The sequence below is a fragment of the Methylorubrum podarium genome (assembly GCF_040270385.1).
GTDB lineage: Bacteria > Pseudomonadota > Alphaproteobacteria > Rhizobiales > Beijerinckiaceae > Methylobacterium > Methylobacterium podarium.
Window position 1 is genome coordinate 104,898 of the sequence record NZ_JBELQE010000030.1, and the last position, 15,304, is coordinate 120,201.

Below are 15,304 nucleotides of genomic sequence, written 5' to 3' on the forward strand. Positions count from 1 at the left end.
GCGCCCCCCGCGGCGCGACGGTTCGCTGCCGCGTTTCGGCCACAGGATCGCCACCCGCTGGCGGGCTTCGTGAGGCACTCTTAACCATCCGCCCGCATCACTGTGATGACAGCGCTTCGGCCGCGCCGCAGCGGTCGGACTTCGAACAACCCCGGTCGCCGTGATACTGCGACCGGCGGAAGCGGACGGGAGGCTTTTTGTTTCCTGTTTGTTCCGCTACAACGAGGGTATGAAGAGCCATGCAGCCCGTCTCCGACCCGATTCGAGGAGCCGTCGCGTGAGCGATCCGGCACGCGACCTGTTCGGACCAGGAAGCAAGCCTCCCGCCGCGGAGGCCGAGCGCCGCCGCCGTCTCACCGCCGTGGCACCGCAGCCGGCGCCCGCGCCGGAGACGGCGGAAGCGGGTTACGACGCCTCGACGATCGAGGTGCTGGAGGGGCTGGAGCCGGTGCGGCGCCGGCCCGGCATGTATATCGGCGGCACCGACGAGCGGGCGCTGCACCACCTCTTCGCCGAGGTGATCGACAATTCCATGGACGAGGCGGTCGCGGGCCACGCGAGCTTCATCGAGGTGGAGTTGGAGGAGACGGGCGCCCTCGTCGTCACCGACAACGGCCGCGGCATCCCGGTCGATCCGCACCCGAAATTTCCGGGCAAGTCGGCGCTCGAGGTCATCATGACCACGCTGCACGCGGGCGGAAAGTTCGACTCGAAGGTCTACGAGACCTCGGGCGGCCTGCACGGCGTCGGCATCTCCGTCGTCAACGCGCTCTCGGACGTGCTGGAGGTCGAGGTCGCCCGCAACCAGACTCTCTACCGCCAGACCTTTTCCCGCGGCCACGCGCAGGGAAGCCTCGAGACGGTCGGCCGGGTGCAGAACCGGCGCGGCACGCGGGTGCGCTTCCACCCCGACGCGCAGATCTTCGGCTCGCTCAAGTTCGATCCGCGCCGCCTGTTCAAGATGGCCCGCTCCAAGGCCTACCTGTTCGGCGGCGTCGAGATCCGCTGGCGCTGCGCCCCGGCCCTGCTCGAAGGGCTGGAGGACGTGCCGGCGGAGGCCGTGCACCGCTTCCCCGGCGGCCTCTCCGACTACCTCGCCCGCGACATCGAGGGGAAGGAGCTCGTCCTCGACTCCCTCTTCTCGGGCAAAGTGACGAAGCCCGGCTCGCACGGCTCGCTCGAATGGGCCGTGGCCTGGACGGTGACCGACGACGGCGTCTCGCATTCCTACTGCAACACGATCCCGACGCCGGAGGGCGGCACCCACGAATCCGGACTTCGCGTCGCCCTGCTCCGGGGCCTGCGCGAGCACGCCGAGCGCGTGAACCAAGCCAAGCGCATGAACGCGGTGACCACCGACGACGTGATGGCGACCTGCGCCTCCATGCTCTCGGTCTTCATCCGCGAGCCGGAGTTCCAGGGCCAGACCAAGGACAAGCTCGCGACGGTGGAGGCATCCCGCATCGTCGAGACGGCGGTGCGCGACGCGTTCGACCACTGGCTCGCGGCCTCGCCCGCCCAGGCCAACAAGCTGCTCGACTGGGTGATCGACCGGGCGGAGGAGCGCCTGCGACGCCGCCAGGAGAAGGAGGTCGCCCGCAAGTCCGCCACGCGCAAGCTGCGCCTGCCGGGCAAGCTCGCCGACTGCTCGGCCGCCGGCACGGCGGGCTCGGAGATCTTCATCGTCGAGGGTGATTCCGCGGGCGGCTCCGCCAAGCAGGCCCGCGACCGCGCCACCCAGGCGGTGCTCCCCTTGCGGGGAAAGATCCTGAACGTGGCCTCGGCCAGCCGCGACAAGCTCGGCGCCAACCAGCTCATCTCGGACCTGACCCTGGCGCTCGGCTGCGGCACCGGCGCCAATTTCCGCGAGGGGGATCTCCGCTACGACAAGGTCATCATCATGACCGACGCGGACGTGGACGGCGCCCACATCGCCTCGCTGCTGATCACCTTCTTCTACCGGCAGATGCCGCGGCTGATCGACAAGGGCCATCTCTACCTCGCGATCCCGCCGCTCTACCGGATCAGCCAGGGCGCGAAGTCGGCCTATGCCCGCGACGACGCCGACAAGGAGCGGATCATCAAGACCGTGTTCAAGAACGGCAGGGTCGAGATCGGCCGCTTCAAGGGCCTCGGCGAGATGATGCCGGCGCAGCTGAAGGAGACGACGATGGACCCGCGCAAGCGCACGCTTCTGCGCGTCGCGGTCCTCGACGAGGCGCGGGAATCGACCGGCGACACGGTGGAACGCCTGATGGGCAACAAGCCCGAGGCGCGGTTCGCGTTCATTACGGAGCGGGCGGCGTTCGCGGACGGGTCGGAGCTGGATATCTAATCGCTGCGATCAGCGTCGCCGGTCCGAGCACGGACGGGCGGTGACCGGGTAGCGGGGTGCGTTGCGATCCTCGGAGAGGAACGTCGCGCCTTCGCCGATGGCTTGCGCGATCAGCAGATGATCGAACGGGTCGCGGTGATCCGCATGTCGCGGAAGTCCGACCAAGGTCGCAAGGTGCGACGGGGTGATCGGCAACAGCGCGAAGCCCTGCTGCTCGATCGTCTTCACGATGGCATCGATCTCGGCGTCGAGCTTCCCGATCCGAACCTTGACGACGATCTCCCAGAGCGTGACGGCGCTGACCAGCACGGTGTTGTGCGGATCCGCGATCAATGTCCGCGCCTGCTGTTCCAGCCGCGGGTCGTCACTCAGCCACCAGAGCAGGGCGTGCGTGTCGAGGAGGAGCCTCACTCCACCTCGCCTTCCATCGCCGCGAGCAGGTCGGGCGGGAGCAGATCGAAATCGGGTGCCATGCGGATCTGACCGCGCAGCGCTCCCGGTTGGCGTGCGGAGCGGATCGCGGCGGCGGGCGGTCGAAGCTCGGCGACGACTTCGTCGCGGGACATGATGAGGAACGAGCGTCCCTCACGGACCTCGCGCAGGAAGCCGGCCATGTTGCCGCGGAATTCGCGCATCCCGAGCCGCCGCGGTTCCGCTGCGTCACCCGGCTTCGATTCGCTCATCGCGCCACTCCCGGATCGTCGGTGTACGCGATATGCGTACACCGATCTCGTACCGGCATGCCAGACTTCCAGAACGCCTCTCGGCCAGGACCGGCACCGCGGGACCGCTCCGACGCCGTCCGGTCTCGCCGCCAAATCACACCGGCTCGGCCGCCCTCGCCTTCTCGGTGATCGCCACGATCCGCCCCTCGGCCAAGTGCAGCACCCGGTCGGCGGCGCCGAAGTAGCGGTCGTCGTGGCTGATGACGACGAGGGTCCGGCCGCCGCGGCGCAGCTCCGGCAGGAGTTCCTCGTAGAACCGGCGACGGAAGGTCGGGTCCTGCTCCGCCGCCCACTCGTCGAGCACGAGGACCGGACGTCCTTCGAGGGCGGCCTGCACCAGGGCGAGGCGCTTGCGCTGGCCGGTCGAGAGATCGGTGGTGGAGAAGCGGCCCTCGCCGACATCGACCTTGTGGGCGAGATCGAGCTTTTTCAGGAGGGGCCGGGCGGCCTCCGGGCCGGCGCCCGCGGCGGGGATCAGCTCATCGAACAGATGGTAGTCGAAAAAGATCGCCGAGAAGTGCTGGCGGTAGGCGTCGCGCGTCTGCGCCGTCACCGGCACGCCGTCGAGCAGGATCTCTCCCGCCTGCGGCGGATAGAGGCCGAGCAGCAGCTTGATCAGCGTCGTCTTGCCCGAGCCGTTCTCGCCGACGATGAACAGGATCTCGCCGGCCCGGATCGTCAGGTCGATCGGGCCGAGGGTGAAGGGCGCCTTGTCCTCCGCCGCCGGGAAGCCGTGGCTCACCCCGCGCAGGACGATCTCGCGGATGGCGCGGGCGGCCCGCGACGGTGGGGCCGAGAGGAGGCCGGCTTCCGCCTCCGCGCCCTCTTCCGAGAACTCGGCGATGCGCCGGTAGGCCACCTGGGCCTGCCCGATCATCGGCACGAAGTGGATGAGCTGCGCGATCGGCGTCTGGATGTAGAGCAGCACGAGGACGAAGCCGGAGAGCTCGGCGCCGCCGATGCCGGCCAGGATCTTGTAGGCGATGAGGCCGGCGAACAGCAGGAAGTTGGTCGATTGGCTCAGCATCGACAGCGATTGCTGGATGACGGCGATCCGCGTCATCAGCTGGCGCCCCTGCTCGATGCAGGCCTGGAGCGCGACGTCGCGCAGGTGAAGCCGGCGTTCGCGGCCGATGCGCAGCTCCTTGGCGGCCTCGGTCAGGGTGAGATAGTGCTTCTGGGTCGCCTCGCGGTTTTTCCGGATCTCCTCGAAGTACCGGAGCATCCTGCGGCGCAGCGCGTTCGCGCCGAGGCTCTCGACGAGCAGGACGGTGGCCGTCACCGCCGACAGGGCGGGTGACAGCACGATCATGTAGGCGCCGCAGCCGATGAGCGTCCCGCCCGCGACCACGACCGGCGAGAGGAACGCGATCGCCGTGAAGATGGTGTTCACGTCGCCCTGGAGGGAGGCGAGGAGCTTGTGCTTGCCGAGGCGCTCGATCCGCTCGATCGGCGCGGTCAGGATCTTGTCGGTCAGGTCGCGGCTCAGCGCCGCCTGGATTCGCCCGCCCGCGTAGGCATTGCCGAGGCTGGCGGCGAAGGTGCCGACGACGCTCAGGGCCGCGAACCCGGCAAAGGCCAGCAGCACGCCGTCGGCGAGGACGCCCTCGCCGTAGAAGGCCAGGTTGATCTTGGCCAGCGCCGCCGCGGTGGCGAGGCCGCCGGCCGAGCCGAGTGCCGTCGCGACGGCCACCAGCGGCCAGACCGGCCGCAGCAGCCGGATCGCGTCCTGCGCGAAATGACGAAGGATGACGCCGTCCTGCCCCATCTTGCCGATGTCTCCGAGCAAGGTCGCCGCTGGCTGCCGCGACCGGGGCATCTGCATTAACGACAGGTTTCGCGCAGGTGAAATGCCGATCCGGCGCAGCACACCCCGCGCGCGCATGCGTTTTACAAAATCGCGCTTCGACGATAGTTGAACGGCCGGCGCGGCACGCCGATTCGGTCCGCCCCCGGCGCCGGATCGATCGGCGACGGATTACGGCTTCGTCCCCACGCTCACCACCGGCGTCGCCTCCCGATCCCCCACGATCATGATGAGCATGTTCTGCGCCATGCTCGCGCGGCCCTGGTCGTCGAAGACGATGCCGGAATGGCCGTCCTCCGGCTGCTCCAGGCGGCGGATCGTGTCGCGCACGATCGCGACCGCCCCCTCCACGATCTGGCGGCGGGCCGCGATGATGGCGCCGGCCTGCTGGCGCTTGAGCATCGCGCCGGCGATCTCCGGCGCGTAGGCGAGATGGGTGATCCGCACATCCTCGACCACGACCCCGGCCACCGCGACGCGCTGGCCCAGCTCCGTGATCAGGTCGGCGTGGATGGCGTCGCGATCGGCCCGCAGCGAGGCGACGCGGGTGGCCTTCTCCGCGAGCCGGCGCTTGGCGTCGCCCGCCTCGTCGCCGACATTCTCCGCCTCCTCGTGGTCGTAGGGCCGGGTCGAGGCGATGTTGCGCAGGGCCGCTTCCGCCTGGAGCGAGACGAATTCGTGGTAGCTGCCGACGTCGAAGGTGGCGCGCGCCGCGTCCTGGACCCGCCAGATCGCGGCCGCGGCGATGGTGATCGGATTGCCCATCAGGTCGTTGACCGTGATGATCTTGGTCTCCTGCGCTTCCGTCGCAAGCGAGATCCTGGCCACCGCGGTCAACGGGTTGCGCCACCAGAAGCCGTCGCGGGCGATGGTGCCGTGATAGCGCCCGAACAGGGTCAGCACCGCCGCCTGCCGGGGCTTGAGCGTGATGAGCCCGGCGAGCAGCACGATCCCGGCGACGAAGGCCACCGCCGAGACCAGGAGGAAGACCGGTCCGACGCTGCCGCGGCCGAGCACCAGCACGCCGCCGCCGAGGAAGGTCAGGGCCGCCAGGGCGAGGCAGGGGATGGCGAGGCCGAGCGCCAGCCAGCCGTTCAGGGCGCGATAGGGCACGTCCTGCGTCACGCTCGCTCCGGCCATGCCCGCTCCTCTCGCCGCTTCGGTCGGCCCGGACCTTAAGGACGAGGCGCGTGCAATCCTAGGGCGGCTCCGCCATCCTGCGGATCGGCGATGCCGGCATGTGCGAGCGCGCCCTATCGGCGGAAGCCGAGCTTCGAAGCGGCCGGAGGAGACCCGTGAGCGAACCCCGAAGACACCTCCATCTCGGCGCGTTCATGCGCCCCATCGGCATCCACACGGCGTGGTGGCGCTATCCCGGCGGCTTTCCGGACGCGAACTTCAACCTCGACCACCTCGTGCGCTTCGCCCGAACCCTGGAGGCGGCCAAGTTCGACGCCTTCTTCATGGCCGACCACCTGGCGGTGATGAACATGCCGATGGAGGCGCTGAAGCGCTCGGCCACCGTCACCTCGTTCGATCCGCTGACGCTGCTGCCGGCGCTGGCCATGGTGACGGAGCGGATCGGTCTGATCGCCACCGCCTCCACCACCTACAACGAGCCCTACCACGTCGCCCGCAAGTTCGCCTCGCTCGACCACATCTCGCGGGGCCGGGCCGGCTGGAACCTCGTCACCTCCGGCAATCCCGACGAGGCGCTGAACTTCGGCCGCGACGCGCATCTCGACCACGCCACCCGCTACGCCCGGGCCCGCGAGTTCTTCGAGGTCGTCACCGGCCTGTGGGATTCCTGGGCGGACGATGCGTTCCTGCGCGACGTCGAGCAGGGCCTCTTCTTCGATCCGGAGAAGCTCCACACCCTGAACCACCGGGGCGAATTCCTGAAGGTGAAGGGGCCGCTCAACGTCGCGCGCCCGATCCAGGGATGGCCGGTGATCGTGCAGGCCGGCGCCTCCGAGGCCGGGCGCCAGATCGCGGCCGAGACCGCCGAGATGGTGTTCGGTTCCGCCTCCTCGCTGGAGGCGGGCCAGAAGTTCTACGCCGACGTGAAGGGCCGGATGGCGGCGGCGGGCCGGCCCCGCGATGCCCTGAAGATCCTGCCCGGCGCCTTCGTCGTGGTCGGGGGCACCGAGGAGGAGGCCAGGGAGAAGAAGGCGCGGCTCGACGCGCTGGTGCCGGTCGAGAGCGGCCTCGCCAACCTCTCGGTCCGCCTCGGCACGGACGCCACCGGCTTCGACCTCGACGCGCCGCTCCCCGAGATCCCCGAGTCGAATGCCAGCAAGAGCGGACAGGCCCAGATCGTGGATTATGCCCGCCGCACGGGGGCGACGGTGCGAGAACTCGCCCGCCGCGTCGGCGGCTATGGCGGGCTCACCTTCGTCGGCACGCCGGAGCAGATCGCCGACCGGATGGCGGAATGGCTGGAAGGGGAGGCCTGCGACGGCTTCAACGTGATGTTCCCCTTCGTGCCGGAGGGGCTCGACGATGTCTGCGCCGGCGTGGTGCCGGAACTGCAGCGGCGCGGCCTGTTCCGCACGGAGTACGAGGGCACGACCTTGCGCGACCATCTCGGCCTCGCGCGGCCCGGCAACCGCTTCTTCGAGGAACGGTAGCCTCCCCGCCGAACCGGTGCGGTTCCGCGGGAAGGCCGCCGACCCGGTCAGCGACGGTTCGTCAGCCCGAACAGCGCGAAGCCGGCGAGCGCCGCGATGCCGAGGGTGAGCAGGCGGTTGCTGCCGAGCGTGTCGGCCGCGGCCCAGCCGGTGCTCTTGGCGTTCTCGATCATGGTGCGGCCCTTCAGGATCCGCGCGGCCCGCTGCCGGTTCGCCTCCTGGGTCGGCAGATGGACGATGAAGGTGTCGTCCTCGCGGTCGATATCGATGCTGTTGCGCGCAAACCCTGCCCGCACGAGGCGGTCCTTGGCGGCGCGGGCCGCCTCGAGGCTCGTGAATTCGGCTTCGACGCCGACGGTATCCTGGGCCATGTCTCCTCCTCGACGGACGCGGGAACGGACGTCTCGCGAAGCGCTCGCCGCACCACGGGCACCCGGGGAGGGTGACCGGCGGCGGACGCTTCGTGAGGCACGTCAAGCGGGAGGAGCAATCCGGACCTGCCGTTCACGGTTCCGCGAGAAGCGTCAGGCGGCGACGTCCGCCTCGCAGGCATCGACCCGCACGGCGCCGTCGGCGGTCAGCGAGCAGATCACCTCGGTGCCGTCATCGAGCGCGAAGGCATGGAACAGACGGCGCTCGAGTTCTTCGAGGCCTTCGCCGGGAAGTTCAGCGATTTCATCGCGCGCGCGCTCTTCGAGAACTGGAAGAACCCCGCTTCTCTCGGCGATTTCCTGCGCGGATTGGGTCAGAACGATATCGAAAGACATTGCCGCCTCCCTGTCAAAACGCCGGTCACGACCTTGTCACATCCGCGGGAACACAGGACCCTCTTGCGACTTTTTTGGGGCAGCGCCCTCCCGTCACCAAAATCCTTCGGTCGTTCAGAGGTTTGGCGCGCGCCGGTCCTCTCGCCTCGGGTCCGGCCGAAGGCGGTTCGCGCCGCCGTCATCGCCGGACCGGGCTGCTGTGACGCATCGGCTCAGCGCAGCCTTTCGCGCGGTTTGTCGGTTTCAGCCGGTGGGGCGCCCGATCTACGCTCCCCCGCCGGTCACAACGGGCCGCCGGAGCGCCGACACGTTCCGATCCAAGAACGATCATCTCCGGCAGGGAGGCCGGCCCCATGAATCCCATCCTCGTCGTCGCGCTCGTCTGCGCCTCCACCGTCCAGACGCCGGACTGCTCCCGCGAGACCGCCCTCGACGTCATCATCGGGCCGGCCCACACGCTTCAGGAATGCCTGATCCAGGGTCCGGTGCTCGCCGCGAGCGCCGGCCACGGCGGGGACGCCAACACCTACGTGAAGACCCGCTGCGAGCAGCGCAAGGAGCGCTAGCTTTGGTCTATGGCGTCGTCGTGTTGCGAGAGGGGGTGACCTTTCGGGACGATGCTTCGGGAGCCAGCCATGTCAGAGCCAGCGATGTCAGAGGGTGAGACGATCGATCCCGCCCGGGCCGTAGAAGTGCGGCTGCGGGCCCGCCTCGCCGTGGTCGAGCGCGCGGCGTGGTTCGGTTTCGTGCAGGCGATGCGGGACCGCCCCGAGGCGACGGAAGCCTACATCGAGGCCGAGCGGGCGCGCTGTCAGGAGGGTTTCGGCAGCGGCGCCTGGGCCAAGGATCTGTCCGCGGCCGAGCGGGCGCTCCTCGGGGCGGAGGTCGATGCCGGGCTGGCCCAGCTCGTGGAGGATGCCCGCGCCGAGATCGGCGACGGCGCCTGAACCGGAGCCCGGACGGGGCCCTCCCCCGCGCCATCCTTTCGCCTTGCGGTCATGGCGGGAAGAGTTCAGTGTCCCCCGCCAAACCGGAGCCGGCCGGAGCAAGCTCCGTCCGCCGGTCCCGCGAAGGAGCCGTGACTGGTGCCCATGTTCGGATACGCCACCCGCCGGAGCGCCACCGCGCTCGCCCTGCTGCTCGCTTCGACCTCTCTCGGCATCCTGCCGGCCGCGGCCATGCAGCCGCGGGAATCCTCGCCGATCTCGGAGTACGAGCCCGCGGAATCCCTCGAAGGCAACTTCCTCTCGGCCTACATCGCCGGCGCCTCGAAGGACACCGCCGCCGCCGCGAGCTTCTACCGCGAGGCGGTGAAGGGCGATCCCCGCAACGCCGAGCTCCTGGAGCGCGCCTTCGTCTCGCTGCTGGCCGACGGCGCCATGACCGACGCCTTCCGCGCCGCCGAGCGCCTCGCCACCCGCGAAAGCTCGAACGGCCTCGCCCAGCTCGCCCTCGGCGTGCGCCAGCTCAAGGCCGGCCAGTACGGCCCCGCCCGCCAGAGCTTCGGCCGCAGCGGCCGGGGTGCGGCCGCCGACCTTACCGGCACCCTGCTGACCGCCTGGGCCTATGCCGGCGCCGGCGACGGCAAGCGCGCCTACGAGACGCTCAACCGCCTGCGCGGCGAGCGCTACTTCAACGTCTTCCGCGACTACCATGCCGGGCTGATCGCCTCGGTCATCGGCGACCGGGCCGAGGCCGAGCGCAAGCTGAAGGCGGCCTACGACGCCGACCACAACACCCTGCGCATCGTCGACGGCTACGCCCGCTTCGAGGCCGGGATCGGCCGCACCGATCTCGCCATCGACGCCTACAGCGAGTTCGAAAAGGTGATGCCGCGCCATCCCCTCGTGGTGGATGCCCTCGACAAGCTCAAGGCCGGCAAGCCGCTGGCTCCGCTGATCTCGTCCGCCCAGGAGGGTGCGGCGGAGGTGCTCTACGGGCTCGGCTCCGCGGGCTCGACCCAGGGCGACGAGCTGCCGGCGGTGGTCTACCTGCGGCTCGCCCTCTACCTCGCCCCCGAGCACGCTGTGGCCCGGCTGACGCTCGCCGACACGCTCGACCGCATGAAGCAGACCGAGCGCTCGAACGAGGCCTACGCGCAGATCCCGGCCTCCTCGCCGCTCAAGCTCAACGCCGACATCCAGATCGGCCTCAATCTCGAGCAGATGGGCCGGGGCGACGAGGCGCTGCAGCACCTCGACACCGTGCTCAAGGCGCATCCCGACAACATCGACGTCATCTCGGCGCTCGGCAACGTGCAGCGCTCGCGCAAGAAGTTCACCGAGGCGACCGAGACCTATACCCGCGCGATCAACCTGATCCAGCCAGGCAAGGAAGCCAACAACTGGACTCTGTTCTACTTCCGCGGCACCGCGTACGAGCGGGCCAGCGAGTGGCAGAAGGCAGAGGCCGACCTCAAGAAGGCGCTCGCCCTCGTGCCGCCGACCCAGCCGAACGCCAAGGCGCAGGTGCTCAACTACCTCGCTTATTCCTGGGTCGACCGGAACATGAACATCGACGAGAGCTTCACCATGCTGAAGCAGGCCGTCGATCTCTCGCCCCGCGACGGCATGATCATCGACAGTCTCGGCTGGGCCTACTTTCGCCTCGGCCGCTGGGACGACGCGGTGCGCGAGCTGGAGAAGGCGGTCGAGCTGAAGCCGGGCGATCCCACCATCAACGACCACCTCGGCGACGCCTACTGGCGCACCGGCCGGCGGCTGGAGGGCAAGTTCCAGTGGCAGCACGCCAAGGATCTGAACCCCGAGCCCGACGATCTCGTGAAGATCAACGCCAAGCTCAAGGACGGCTTGCCCGAGCCGGACAAGCCGACGGCCACCGCCGAGAACCCGCCGACGCAGGATCCGGCCCAAGCCGTGCCCGCCCCGGTGGCGGCGCCGCACAACCCGGAGAATCCGGAACTGCCGAAGGGCGCGCCGGCGCCGAACGAGCCGCCGGGCGCAGCGGACAAGAAGCCGGGGAAGTAAGCGAACGCGATAATCAGCGGCGGGGGGCGACGTTGCGCGCGATCCCGCCGCTCGCCTCGACATCGAAATGTCGACGTAGCTCGGCAATGAGCCTCTCGATTTCATCGAGCGCTGCCGCGACGCGGTCCGTCGGTGGTGAGATCGGGACGCGGCCGGTCGGCGTGCCGTAGCGATAGCTGGTGGAATAGGCTTCCAGAAAGCTGATCGACGACAGCGCGGCGTGATCGGGGTGCTGCGTCGGAATCCGTCGGATGATCGTATCGAGCTGGTGAGCGTCCTTGCGCTCGATATGGAGATCCTCGGATGTCGCGATGGCGGTGACGACGTGCTCGGCTGCCTGCGACGCGAGATAGGCGGCGTTGCGTGAAGCCGCCCCTATGAGCAGGCGGGCGTCGGACGCGCAGCCCTGCGCCAGTTCCAGGCAGGTCGCGATCTTACGCTCCTTGGACATCGATCCTGCGCCCTTCTCGTGCCAGGGCGTAGCCGAGCGTGTTCGGGCAATTCCAGCTCTCCGCCAACTCTCCTTCGCGGGCTGTCAGGATGGTCGCGGGAACGCCGGCCTCCTGCCGGATCGACCAGCCGACGATCGGATCGAGGGCGCTCTCGGCCACATCGTCGGGAAGAGCGACGATCAGATCCCAATCACTGTCCGAATGATGATCGCCGCGGGCACGGCTTCCGAAAAGCCAGACGGCGCGCGGCGAGAGGTGCCTCCGGATGGCGGCCAGAAGCCGGGCCAAGTCGCTGTCGATCGCCGTCGATGTGGAGTCCGTCGTCATCGCGGCCGAAGGTAGCTGCACCGGACGGTCCAGATAAAGGGGACTCGCTCTCGATCGATGGACGGCACCCGACGCTTCACCGCCTTGCCGGTTTCGAACCGGGCCCCTATGGCAGGGCGCGTTCCCTGACCCTCCGGCCGAGAGCTGTTGTTGTCCGTCCTCACCACCCGCGCTCCGGCCAAGATCAACCTGACCCTGCACGTCCTCGGCCGCCGGCCGGGGGACGGCTATCACGCGCTGGAAAGCCTCGTCGCCTTCGCGGAGGTCGCCGACACGCTGGAACTGGCGCCGGGTCCGGATCTCTCGCTCGCCGTCTCGGGGCCGACCGCCGGTCCGGCCGGGCCGCTCGACGACAACCTCGTCCTGCGCGCGGCCCGCCACCTCGCTGCGGGCGCGGACGGTCTGAGACTGGGGGCCTTCCACCTGCACAAGCGATTGCCCGTCGCGGCGGGGATCGGCGGCGGCTCGTCGGATGCCGCCGCCGCCCTTCGGCTGATCGCCGACCTGAACGGGCTCCCGCTCGACCATCCGGCGGTGATCGCGGCGGCGCGGGCCACCGGCGCCGACGTCCCGGTCTGCCTCGATCCGCGGGCGCGGATGATGCGCGGCGCGGGCGAGGAGATCGGGCCCGTCCTCGACCTCGCGCGCCTGCCGGCGGTGCTGGTCAATCCCGGCGTGCCGGTCGCGACGGCGCCAGTCTTCAAGGCCCTCGGCCTCGCGGTCGGCCAGCGGCTCGACGGGGCCGCGCATCCGGTGATCGGCAGCGGTCTCGACGCGGCGGCCGTCCTCGCCGCGATCGCCCCCGCGCGCAACGATCTCGAGGCCCCGGCCCTCACCGTCGCCCCCGTGATCGGCGAGGCGCTGGCGCTCCTGCGGGAGCAGGCGGGATGCCGGCTCGCGCGGATGTCGGGCTCGGGCGCGACCGTGTTCGCGATCTTCTCCGACAACGCGGCGGCCCAGGGCGCGGCCGGTGCGGTCCGCGCGGCGCAGCCGGGCTGGTGGGTCGAGCCGACGCGGCTTGCCTGATGCGGCCGCGGGACGGGCGCGTCAGTGCGCCCGGGCGATGCAGAAATCGACCACCTGCAGCAGGGCGACCTTCATCGGCCCGTTCGGAAAAGAGTCCAGAGCCGCGCGGGCCTGGTCGCCGTAGTGCCGGGCGCGCTCGATCGTGTCGTCGAGGGCGCGGTGGCGGTGCAGGATCGTCAGCGCCTGCTGTAGATCGCCCTCCGCCAGCTCTTCCCGCTCCAGGGTGCGGCGCCAGAAGGCGCGCTCCTCGTCCGATCCGCGGCGCAGCGCCAGCACGATCGGCAGCGTGATCTTGCCCTCGCGGAAGTCGTCGCCGACGTTCTTGCCCAAGGCTGCGCTGGTGCCGCCGTAATCGAGCACGTCGTCGATGAGCTGGAAGGCGATGCCGAGATTCATCCCGTAGGCGCGGCAGGCCGCCTGTTCCGCCTCCGATCGCCCGGCGAGCACGGGGCCGACCTCGCAGGCCGCCGCGAACAGCTCGGCGGTCTTGCCGCGGATCACGGCGAGGTACTCGTCCTCGCTCGTCTCGATGTTCTTGGCGGCGGTGAGCTGCATCACCTCGCCCTCGGCGATCACCGTGGCCGCCGCGGACAGGATGTCGAGGGCGCGGAGCGAACCCACTTCGACCATCATGCGGAAGGCTTGGCCGAGCAGGAAGTCGCCGACGAGGACGCTCGCCTCGTTGCCCCACTTGATCCGGGCGGCGACGCGGCCGCGGCGCATGTCGCTCTCGTCCACCACGTCGTCGTGGAGGAGGGTCGCGGTGTGCATGAACTCGACCGCGGCGGCGAGCTTCACGGCGCCATCCGCCTCGCGGTTCCCGGCGCCGTAGCCGCACAGGTCGGCGCAGGCGAGCGTCAGGATCGGGCGCAGGCGCTTGCCGCCGGAGGCGATCAGGTGGTTGGCGACCTCGGGGATCATCGCCACGTCGGAGCCCGTGCGCGACAGGATGGTCGCGTTCACCCGCTCCATCCCGGCCGCGACGAGGCGGACGAGATCGGTGAGGCTGGCCTCCGGATCGGAGCGGCCTTCATCGAGGGTAACGACGACGCCCAAGCGCGATGCCTCCGGAAACTCTCGACCGGCCCCCTGCCGGAACCCCTGCCCCGCGGCTGCCCCTGTCGCACGGGGCCGTCGGCACTGCAACACGCGGCCGTGCCGCATGGCTGCGCGCGGGCGTGGACAATGTTACGAGCCGGGATGCCGCCCGCCCGACCTGCGGGAGCGGCCGAAGGGTGATGATGCCGTGAAAGAACTGATCCGCAGCAACGACATCGTCCTGATCGGCTTCGCGCGCTCGCTTCTGGAGGAGGCGGGCATTCCGCTCTTCGTCGCCGACGAGCACATGAGCGCGCTCGAAGGATCGATCGGCATGTTCGGCCGGCGCCTGCTCGTGCCGGACGACCACGCGCGGCAGGCCCGCCGCATCCTCACCGATGCCGGCCTGTCCGCCGAACTGCGTGATGAGCACTGAGCCGGATGCCTTCCTCGGCGGAAGCCTGAGGCTGCGCCAGCCGCCCCGCGGCGCCCACCGCGCCGGCACCGACGCGGTGCTGCTCGCCCGCCTTCTCGTCCCCGAGCCGGGCTCCATGCTCTACGATCTCGGCGCGGCGGCCGGCGCGGTGGGGCTCGCGGCGACGCGGTTGTCGGAGGTGGACCGGGTGGTGCTGGTCGAGCGCGACCCCGACCTCGTCGCCCTCGCCCGGGAGAATGCTTCGGCGAACGGGCTCGACGACCGCGTCGCGGTGATCGAGGCGGATATCCTGGCGCCGGGGGCGCAGCGCCGGGACGCGGGCCTGGTGCCGGACAGCGCCGACTTGGTGCTGACCAATCCGCCCTTCTTCGAGGAGGGGGCGCACCGCCCCTCCCCCGACCCCGGAAAGGCCGCGGCGCACACCTTCGCACCCGGCGGGCTCGACCTGTGGCTGCGAACCTGCGCCGACTTGCTCCGCCCCGGTGGACGGCTCGGTCTGATCCACCGGGCCGATGCCCTGCCCGCTTGCCTCGATGCCCTGCGCGGGCGCTTCGGCGACTGCGCCGTCCGCCCCGTCTACGGACGTGCCGGGCGGCCGGCGATCCGCGTGCTGATCGCCGCCGTGAAGGGTAGCCGCGCGCCGTTCCGCCTGCTGCCGCCCCTGGTGCTTCAGGAGGAGACCGGGCGCTTCACCCCGGAGGCTGAGGCGCTGCATCGGGGCACCCCGTGGCCGCCTCCATGAAAAAGGGGTGCCCGCTCGGGCACCCCTCGATC

General features: G+C 70.2%; 17 protein-coding genes. 8 read left to right on the forward strand and 9 right to left on the reverse strand.

Annotated features, from left to right (window positions below; genetic code table 11):
• Window positions 1-277: 277 nt before the first annotated feature.
• A complete protein-coding gene (gene parE / locus ABS772_RS04590) occupies window positions 278-2,335 on the forward strand; it encodes a DNA topoisomerase IV subunit B (protein ID WP_350392500.1) in 2,058 nt (685 codons plus the stop codon).
• Window positions 2,336-2,344: 9 nt separating this feature from the next.
• On the opposite strand, the gene ABS772_RS04595 is transcribed toward parE, so the two are convergent.
• From ABS772_RS04595 to ABS772_RS04610, 4 genes are all read right to left on the reverse strand, one after another.
• On the reverse strand, window positions 2,345-2,746 hold the full coding sequence (locus ABS772_RS04595) for a type II toxin-antitoxin system VapC family toxin (protein WP_350392502.1): 402 nt from the start codon (window positions 2,744-2,746) through the stop codon (window positions 2,345-2,347).
• Window positions 2,743-3,018 (reverse strand): type II toxin-antitoxin system Phd/YefM family antitoxin, encoded by a 276-nt coding sequence (locus ABS772_RS04600; protein WP_350392504.1) that lies wholly within the window; start codon window positions 3,016-3,018, stop codon window positions 2,743-2,745. Before ABS772_RS04600 ends, ABS772_RS04595 begins: the two co-directional genes overlap by 4 nt.
• Window positions 3,019-3,154: 136 nt before the next feature.
• Window positions 3,155-4,828, reverse strand: coding sequence for a cyclic peptide export ABC transporter (locus ABS772_RS04605; protein WP_350392549.1), 1,674 nt, complete (start codon window positions 4,826-4,828; stop codon window positions 3,155-3,157).
• A 210-nt stretch (window positions 4,829-5,038) separates the two neighbouring features.
• On the reverse strand, window positions 5,039-6,007 hold the full coding sequence (locus ABS772_RS04610; RefSeq protein ID WP_350392506.1) for an SPFH domain-containing protein: 969 nt from the start codon (window positions 6,005-6,007) through the stop codon (window positions 5,039-5,041).
• 155 nt (window positions 6,008-6,162) lie between these two features.
• Here ABS772_RS04610 and ABS772_RS04615 point away from each other — a divergent pair, with 155 nt between their 5' ends.
• Window positions 6,163-7,497 (forward strand): LLM class flavin-dependent oxidoreductase, encoded by a 1,335-nt coding sequence (locus ABS772_RS04615; protein ID WP_350392508.1) that lies wholly within the window; start codon window positions 6,163-6,165, stop codon window positions 7,495-7,497.
• A gap of 47 nt (window positions 7,498-7,544) precedes the next feature.
• Here the strand turns inward: ABS772_RS04615 and ABS772_RS04620 are convergent, their stop codons facing one another.
• Together ABS772_RS04620 and ABS772_RS04625 are read right to left on the reverse strand one after the other, a co-directional pair.
• Window positions 7,545-7,868, reverse strand: coding sequence for a hypothetical protein (locus ABS772_RS04620; RefSeq protein WP_350392510.1), 324 nt, complete (start codon window positions 7,866-7,868; stop codon window positions 7,545-7,547).
• A 153-nt stretch (window positions 7,869-8,021) separates the two neighbouring features.
• A complete protein-coding gene (locus ABS772_RS04625; protein WP_238257041.1) occupies window positions 8,022-8,264 on the reverse strand; it encodes a hypothetical protein in 243 nt (80 codons plus the stop codon).
• Window positions 8,265-8,617: 353 nt separating this feature from the next.
• Here ABS772_RS04625 and ABS772_RS04630 point away from each other — a divergent pair, with 353 nt between their 5' ends.
• From ABS772_RS04630 to ABS772_RS04640, 3 genes are all read left to right on the forward strand, one after another.
• Window positions 8,618-8,830: a hypothetical protein gene (locus tag ABS772_RS04630; protein WP_350392512.1), complete on the forward strand. Its 213-nt coding sequence runs from the start codon at window positions 8,618-8,620 to the stop codon at window positions 8,828-8,830.
• An 84-nt stretch (window positions 8,831-8,914) separates the two neighbouring features.
• Window positions 8,915-9,211, forward strand: coding sequence for a hypothetical protein (locus tag ABS772_RS04635; protein WP_350392551.1), 297 nt, complete (start codon window positions 8,915-8,917; stop codon window positions 9,209-9,211).
• Between the two features lie 144 nt (window positions 9,212-9,355).
• Complete coding sequence (locus tag ABS772_RS04640) at window positions 9,356-11,251, forward strand: tetratricopeptide repeat protein (protein ID WP_350392553.1); 1,896 nt, start codon at window positions 9,356-9,358, stop codon at window positions 11,249-11,251.
• Window positions 11,252-11,264: 13 nt separating this feature from the next.
• On the opposite strand, the gene ABS772_RS04645 is transcribed toward ABS772_RS04640, so the two are convergent.
• Together ABS772_RS04645 and ABS772_RS04650 are read right to left on the reverse strand one after the other, a co-directional pair.
• Complete coding sequence (locus tag ABS772_RS04645; RefSeq protein WP_350392514.1) at window positions 11,265-11,702, reverse strand: hypothetical protein; 438 nt, start codon at window positions 11,700-11,702, stop codon at window positions 11,265-11,267.
• The gene (locus tag ABS772_RS04650) at window positions 11,686-12,030 is read right to left on the reverse strand and encodes a nucleotidyltransferase domain-containing protein (protein WP_350392515.1); all 345 of its coding nucleotides are present in this window, start codon (window positions 12,028-12,030) and stop codon (window positions 11,686-11,688) included. Before ABS772_RS04650 ends, ABS772_RS04645 begins: the two co-directional genes overlap by 17 nt.
• Before the next feature lie 150 nt (window positions 12,031-12,180).
• Here ABS772_RS04650 and ABS772_RS04655 point away from each other — a divergent pair, with 150 nt between their 5' ends.
• Entirely contained in the window at window positions 12,181-13,056 is an 876-nt protein-coding gene (locus tag ABS772_RS04655; RefSeq protein ID WP_350392517.1) for a 4-(cytidine 5'-diphospho)-2-C-methyl-D-erythritol kinase, read from the forward strand.
• Window positions 13,057-13,077: 21 nt separating this feature from the next.
• Here ABS772_RS04655 and ABS772_RS04660 read toward each other — a convergent pair whose 3' ends face one another.
• Entirely contained in the window at window positions 13,078-14,112 is a 1,035-nt protein-coding gene (locus tag ABS772_RS04660; protein WP_350392518.1) for a polyprenyl synthetase family protein, read from the reverse strand.
• Between the two features lie 190 nt (window positions 14,113-14,302).
• Between ABS772_RS04660 and ABS772_RS04665 the strand changes: the two genes are divergently transcribed.
• A complete protein-coding gene (locus ABS772_RS04665) occupies window positions 14,303-14,530 on the forward strand; it encodes a putative signal transducing protein (protein WP_238257046.1) in 228 nt (75 codons plus the stop codon).
• Entirely contained in the window at window positions 14,520-15,272 is a 753-nt protein-coding gene (locus ABS772_RS04670) for a tRNA1(Val) (adenine(37)-N6)-methyltransferase (RefSeq protein WP_350392521.1), read from the forward strand. The genes ABS772_RS04665 and ABS772_RS04670 overlap by 11 nt, the downstream gene beginning before the upstream one ends.
• Window positions 15,273-15,304: the final 32 nt, after the last annotated feature.

Coding starts and splice junctions, on each gene's coding strand:
- ABS772_RS04600 (WP_350392504.1), bottom strand. CDS start 3,018: ATGAGCGAATCGAAGCCGGGTGACGCAGCGGAACCGCGGCGGCTCGGG.
- ABS772_RS04605 (WP_350392549.1), bottom strand. CDS start 4,828: ATGGGGCAGGACGGCGTCATCCTTCGTCATTTCGCGCAGGACGCGATC.
- ABS772_RS04610 (WP_350392506.1), bottom strand. CDS start 6,007: ATGGCCGGAGCGAGCGTGACGCAGGACGTGCCCTATCGCGCCCTGAAC.
- ABS772_RS04620 (WP_350392510.1), bottom strand. CDS start 7,868: ATGGCCCAGGATACCGTCGGCGTCGAAGCCGAATTCACGAGCCTCGAG.
- ABS772_RS04625 (WP_238257041.1), bottom strand. CDS start 8,264: ATGTCTTTCGATATCGTTCTGACCCAATCCGCGCAGGAAATCGCCGAG.
- ABS772_RS04630 (WP_350392512.1), top strand. CDS start 8,618: ATGAATCCCATCCTCGTCGTCGCGCTCGTCTGCGCCTCCACCGTCCAG.
- ABS772_RS04635 (WP_350392551.1), top strand. CDS start 8,915: ATGTCAGAGGGTGAGACGATCGATCCCGCCCGGGCCGTAGAAGTGCGG.
- ABS772_RS04640 (WP_350392553.1), top strand. CDS start 9,356: ATGTTCGGATACGCCACCCGCCGGAGCGCCACCGCGCTCGCCCTGCTG.
- ABS772_RS04645 (WP_350392514.1), bottom strand. CDS start 11,702: ATGTCCAAGGAGCGTAAGATCGCGACCTGCCTGGAACTGGCGCAGGGC.
- ABS772_RS04650 (WP_350392515.1), bottom strand. CDS start 12,030: ATGACGACGGACTCCACATCGACGGCGATCGACAGCGACTTGGCCCGG.
- ABS772_RS04670 (WP_350392521.1), top strand. CDS start 14,520: ATGAGCACTGAGCCGGATGCCTTCCTCGGCGGAAGCCTGAGGCTGCGC.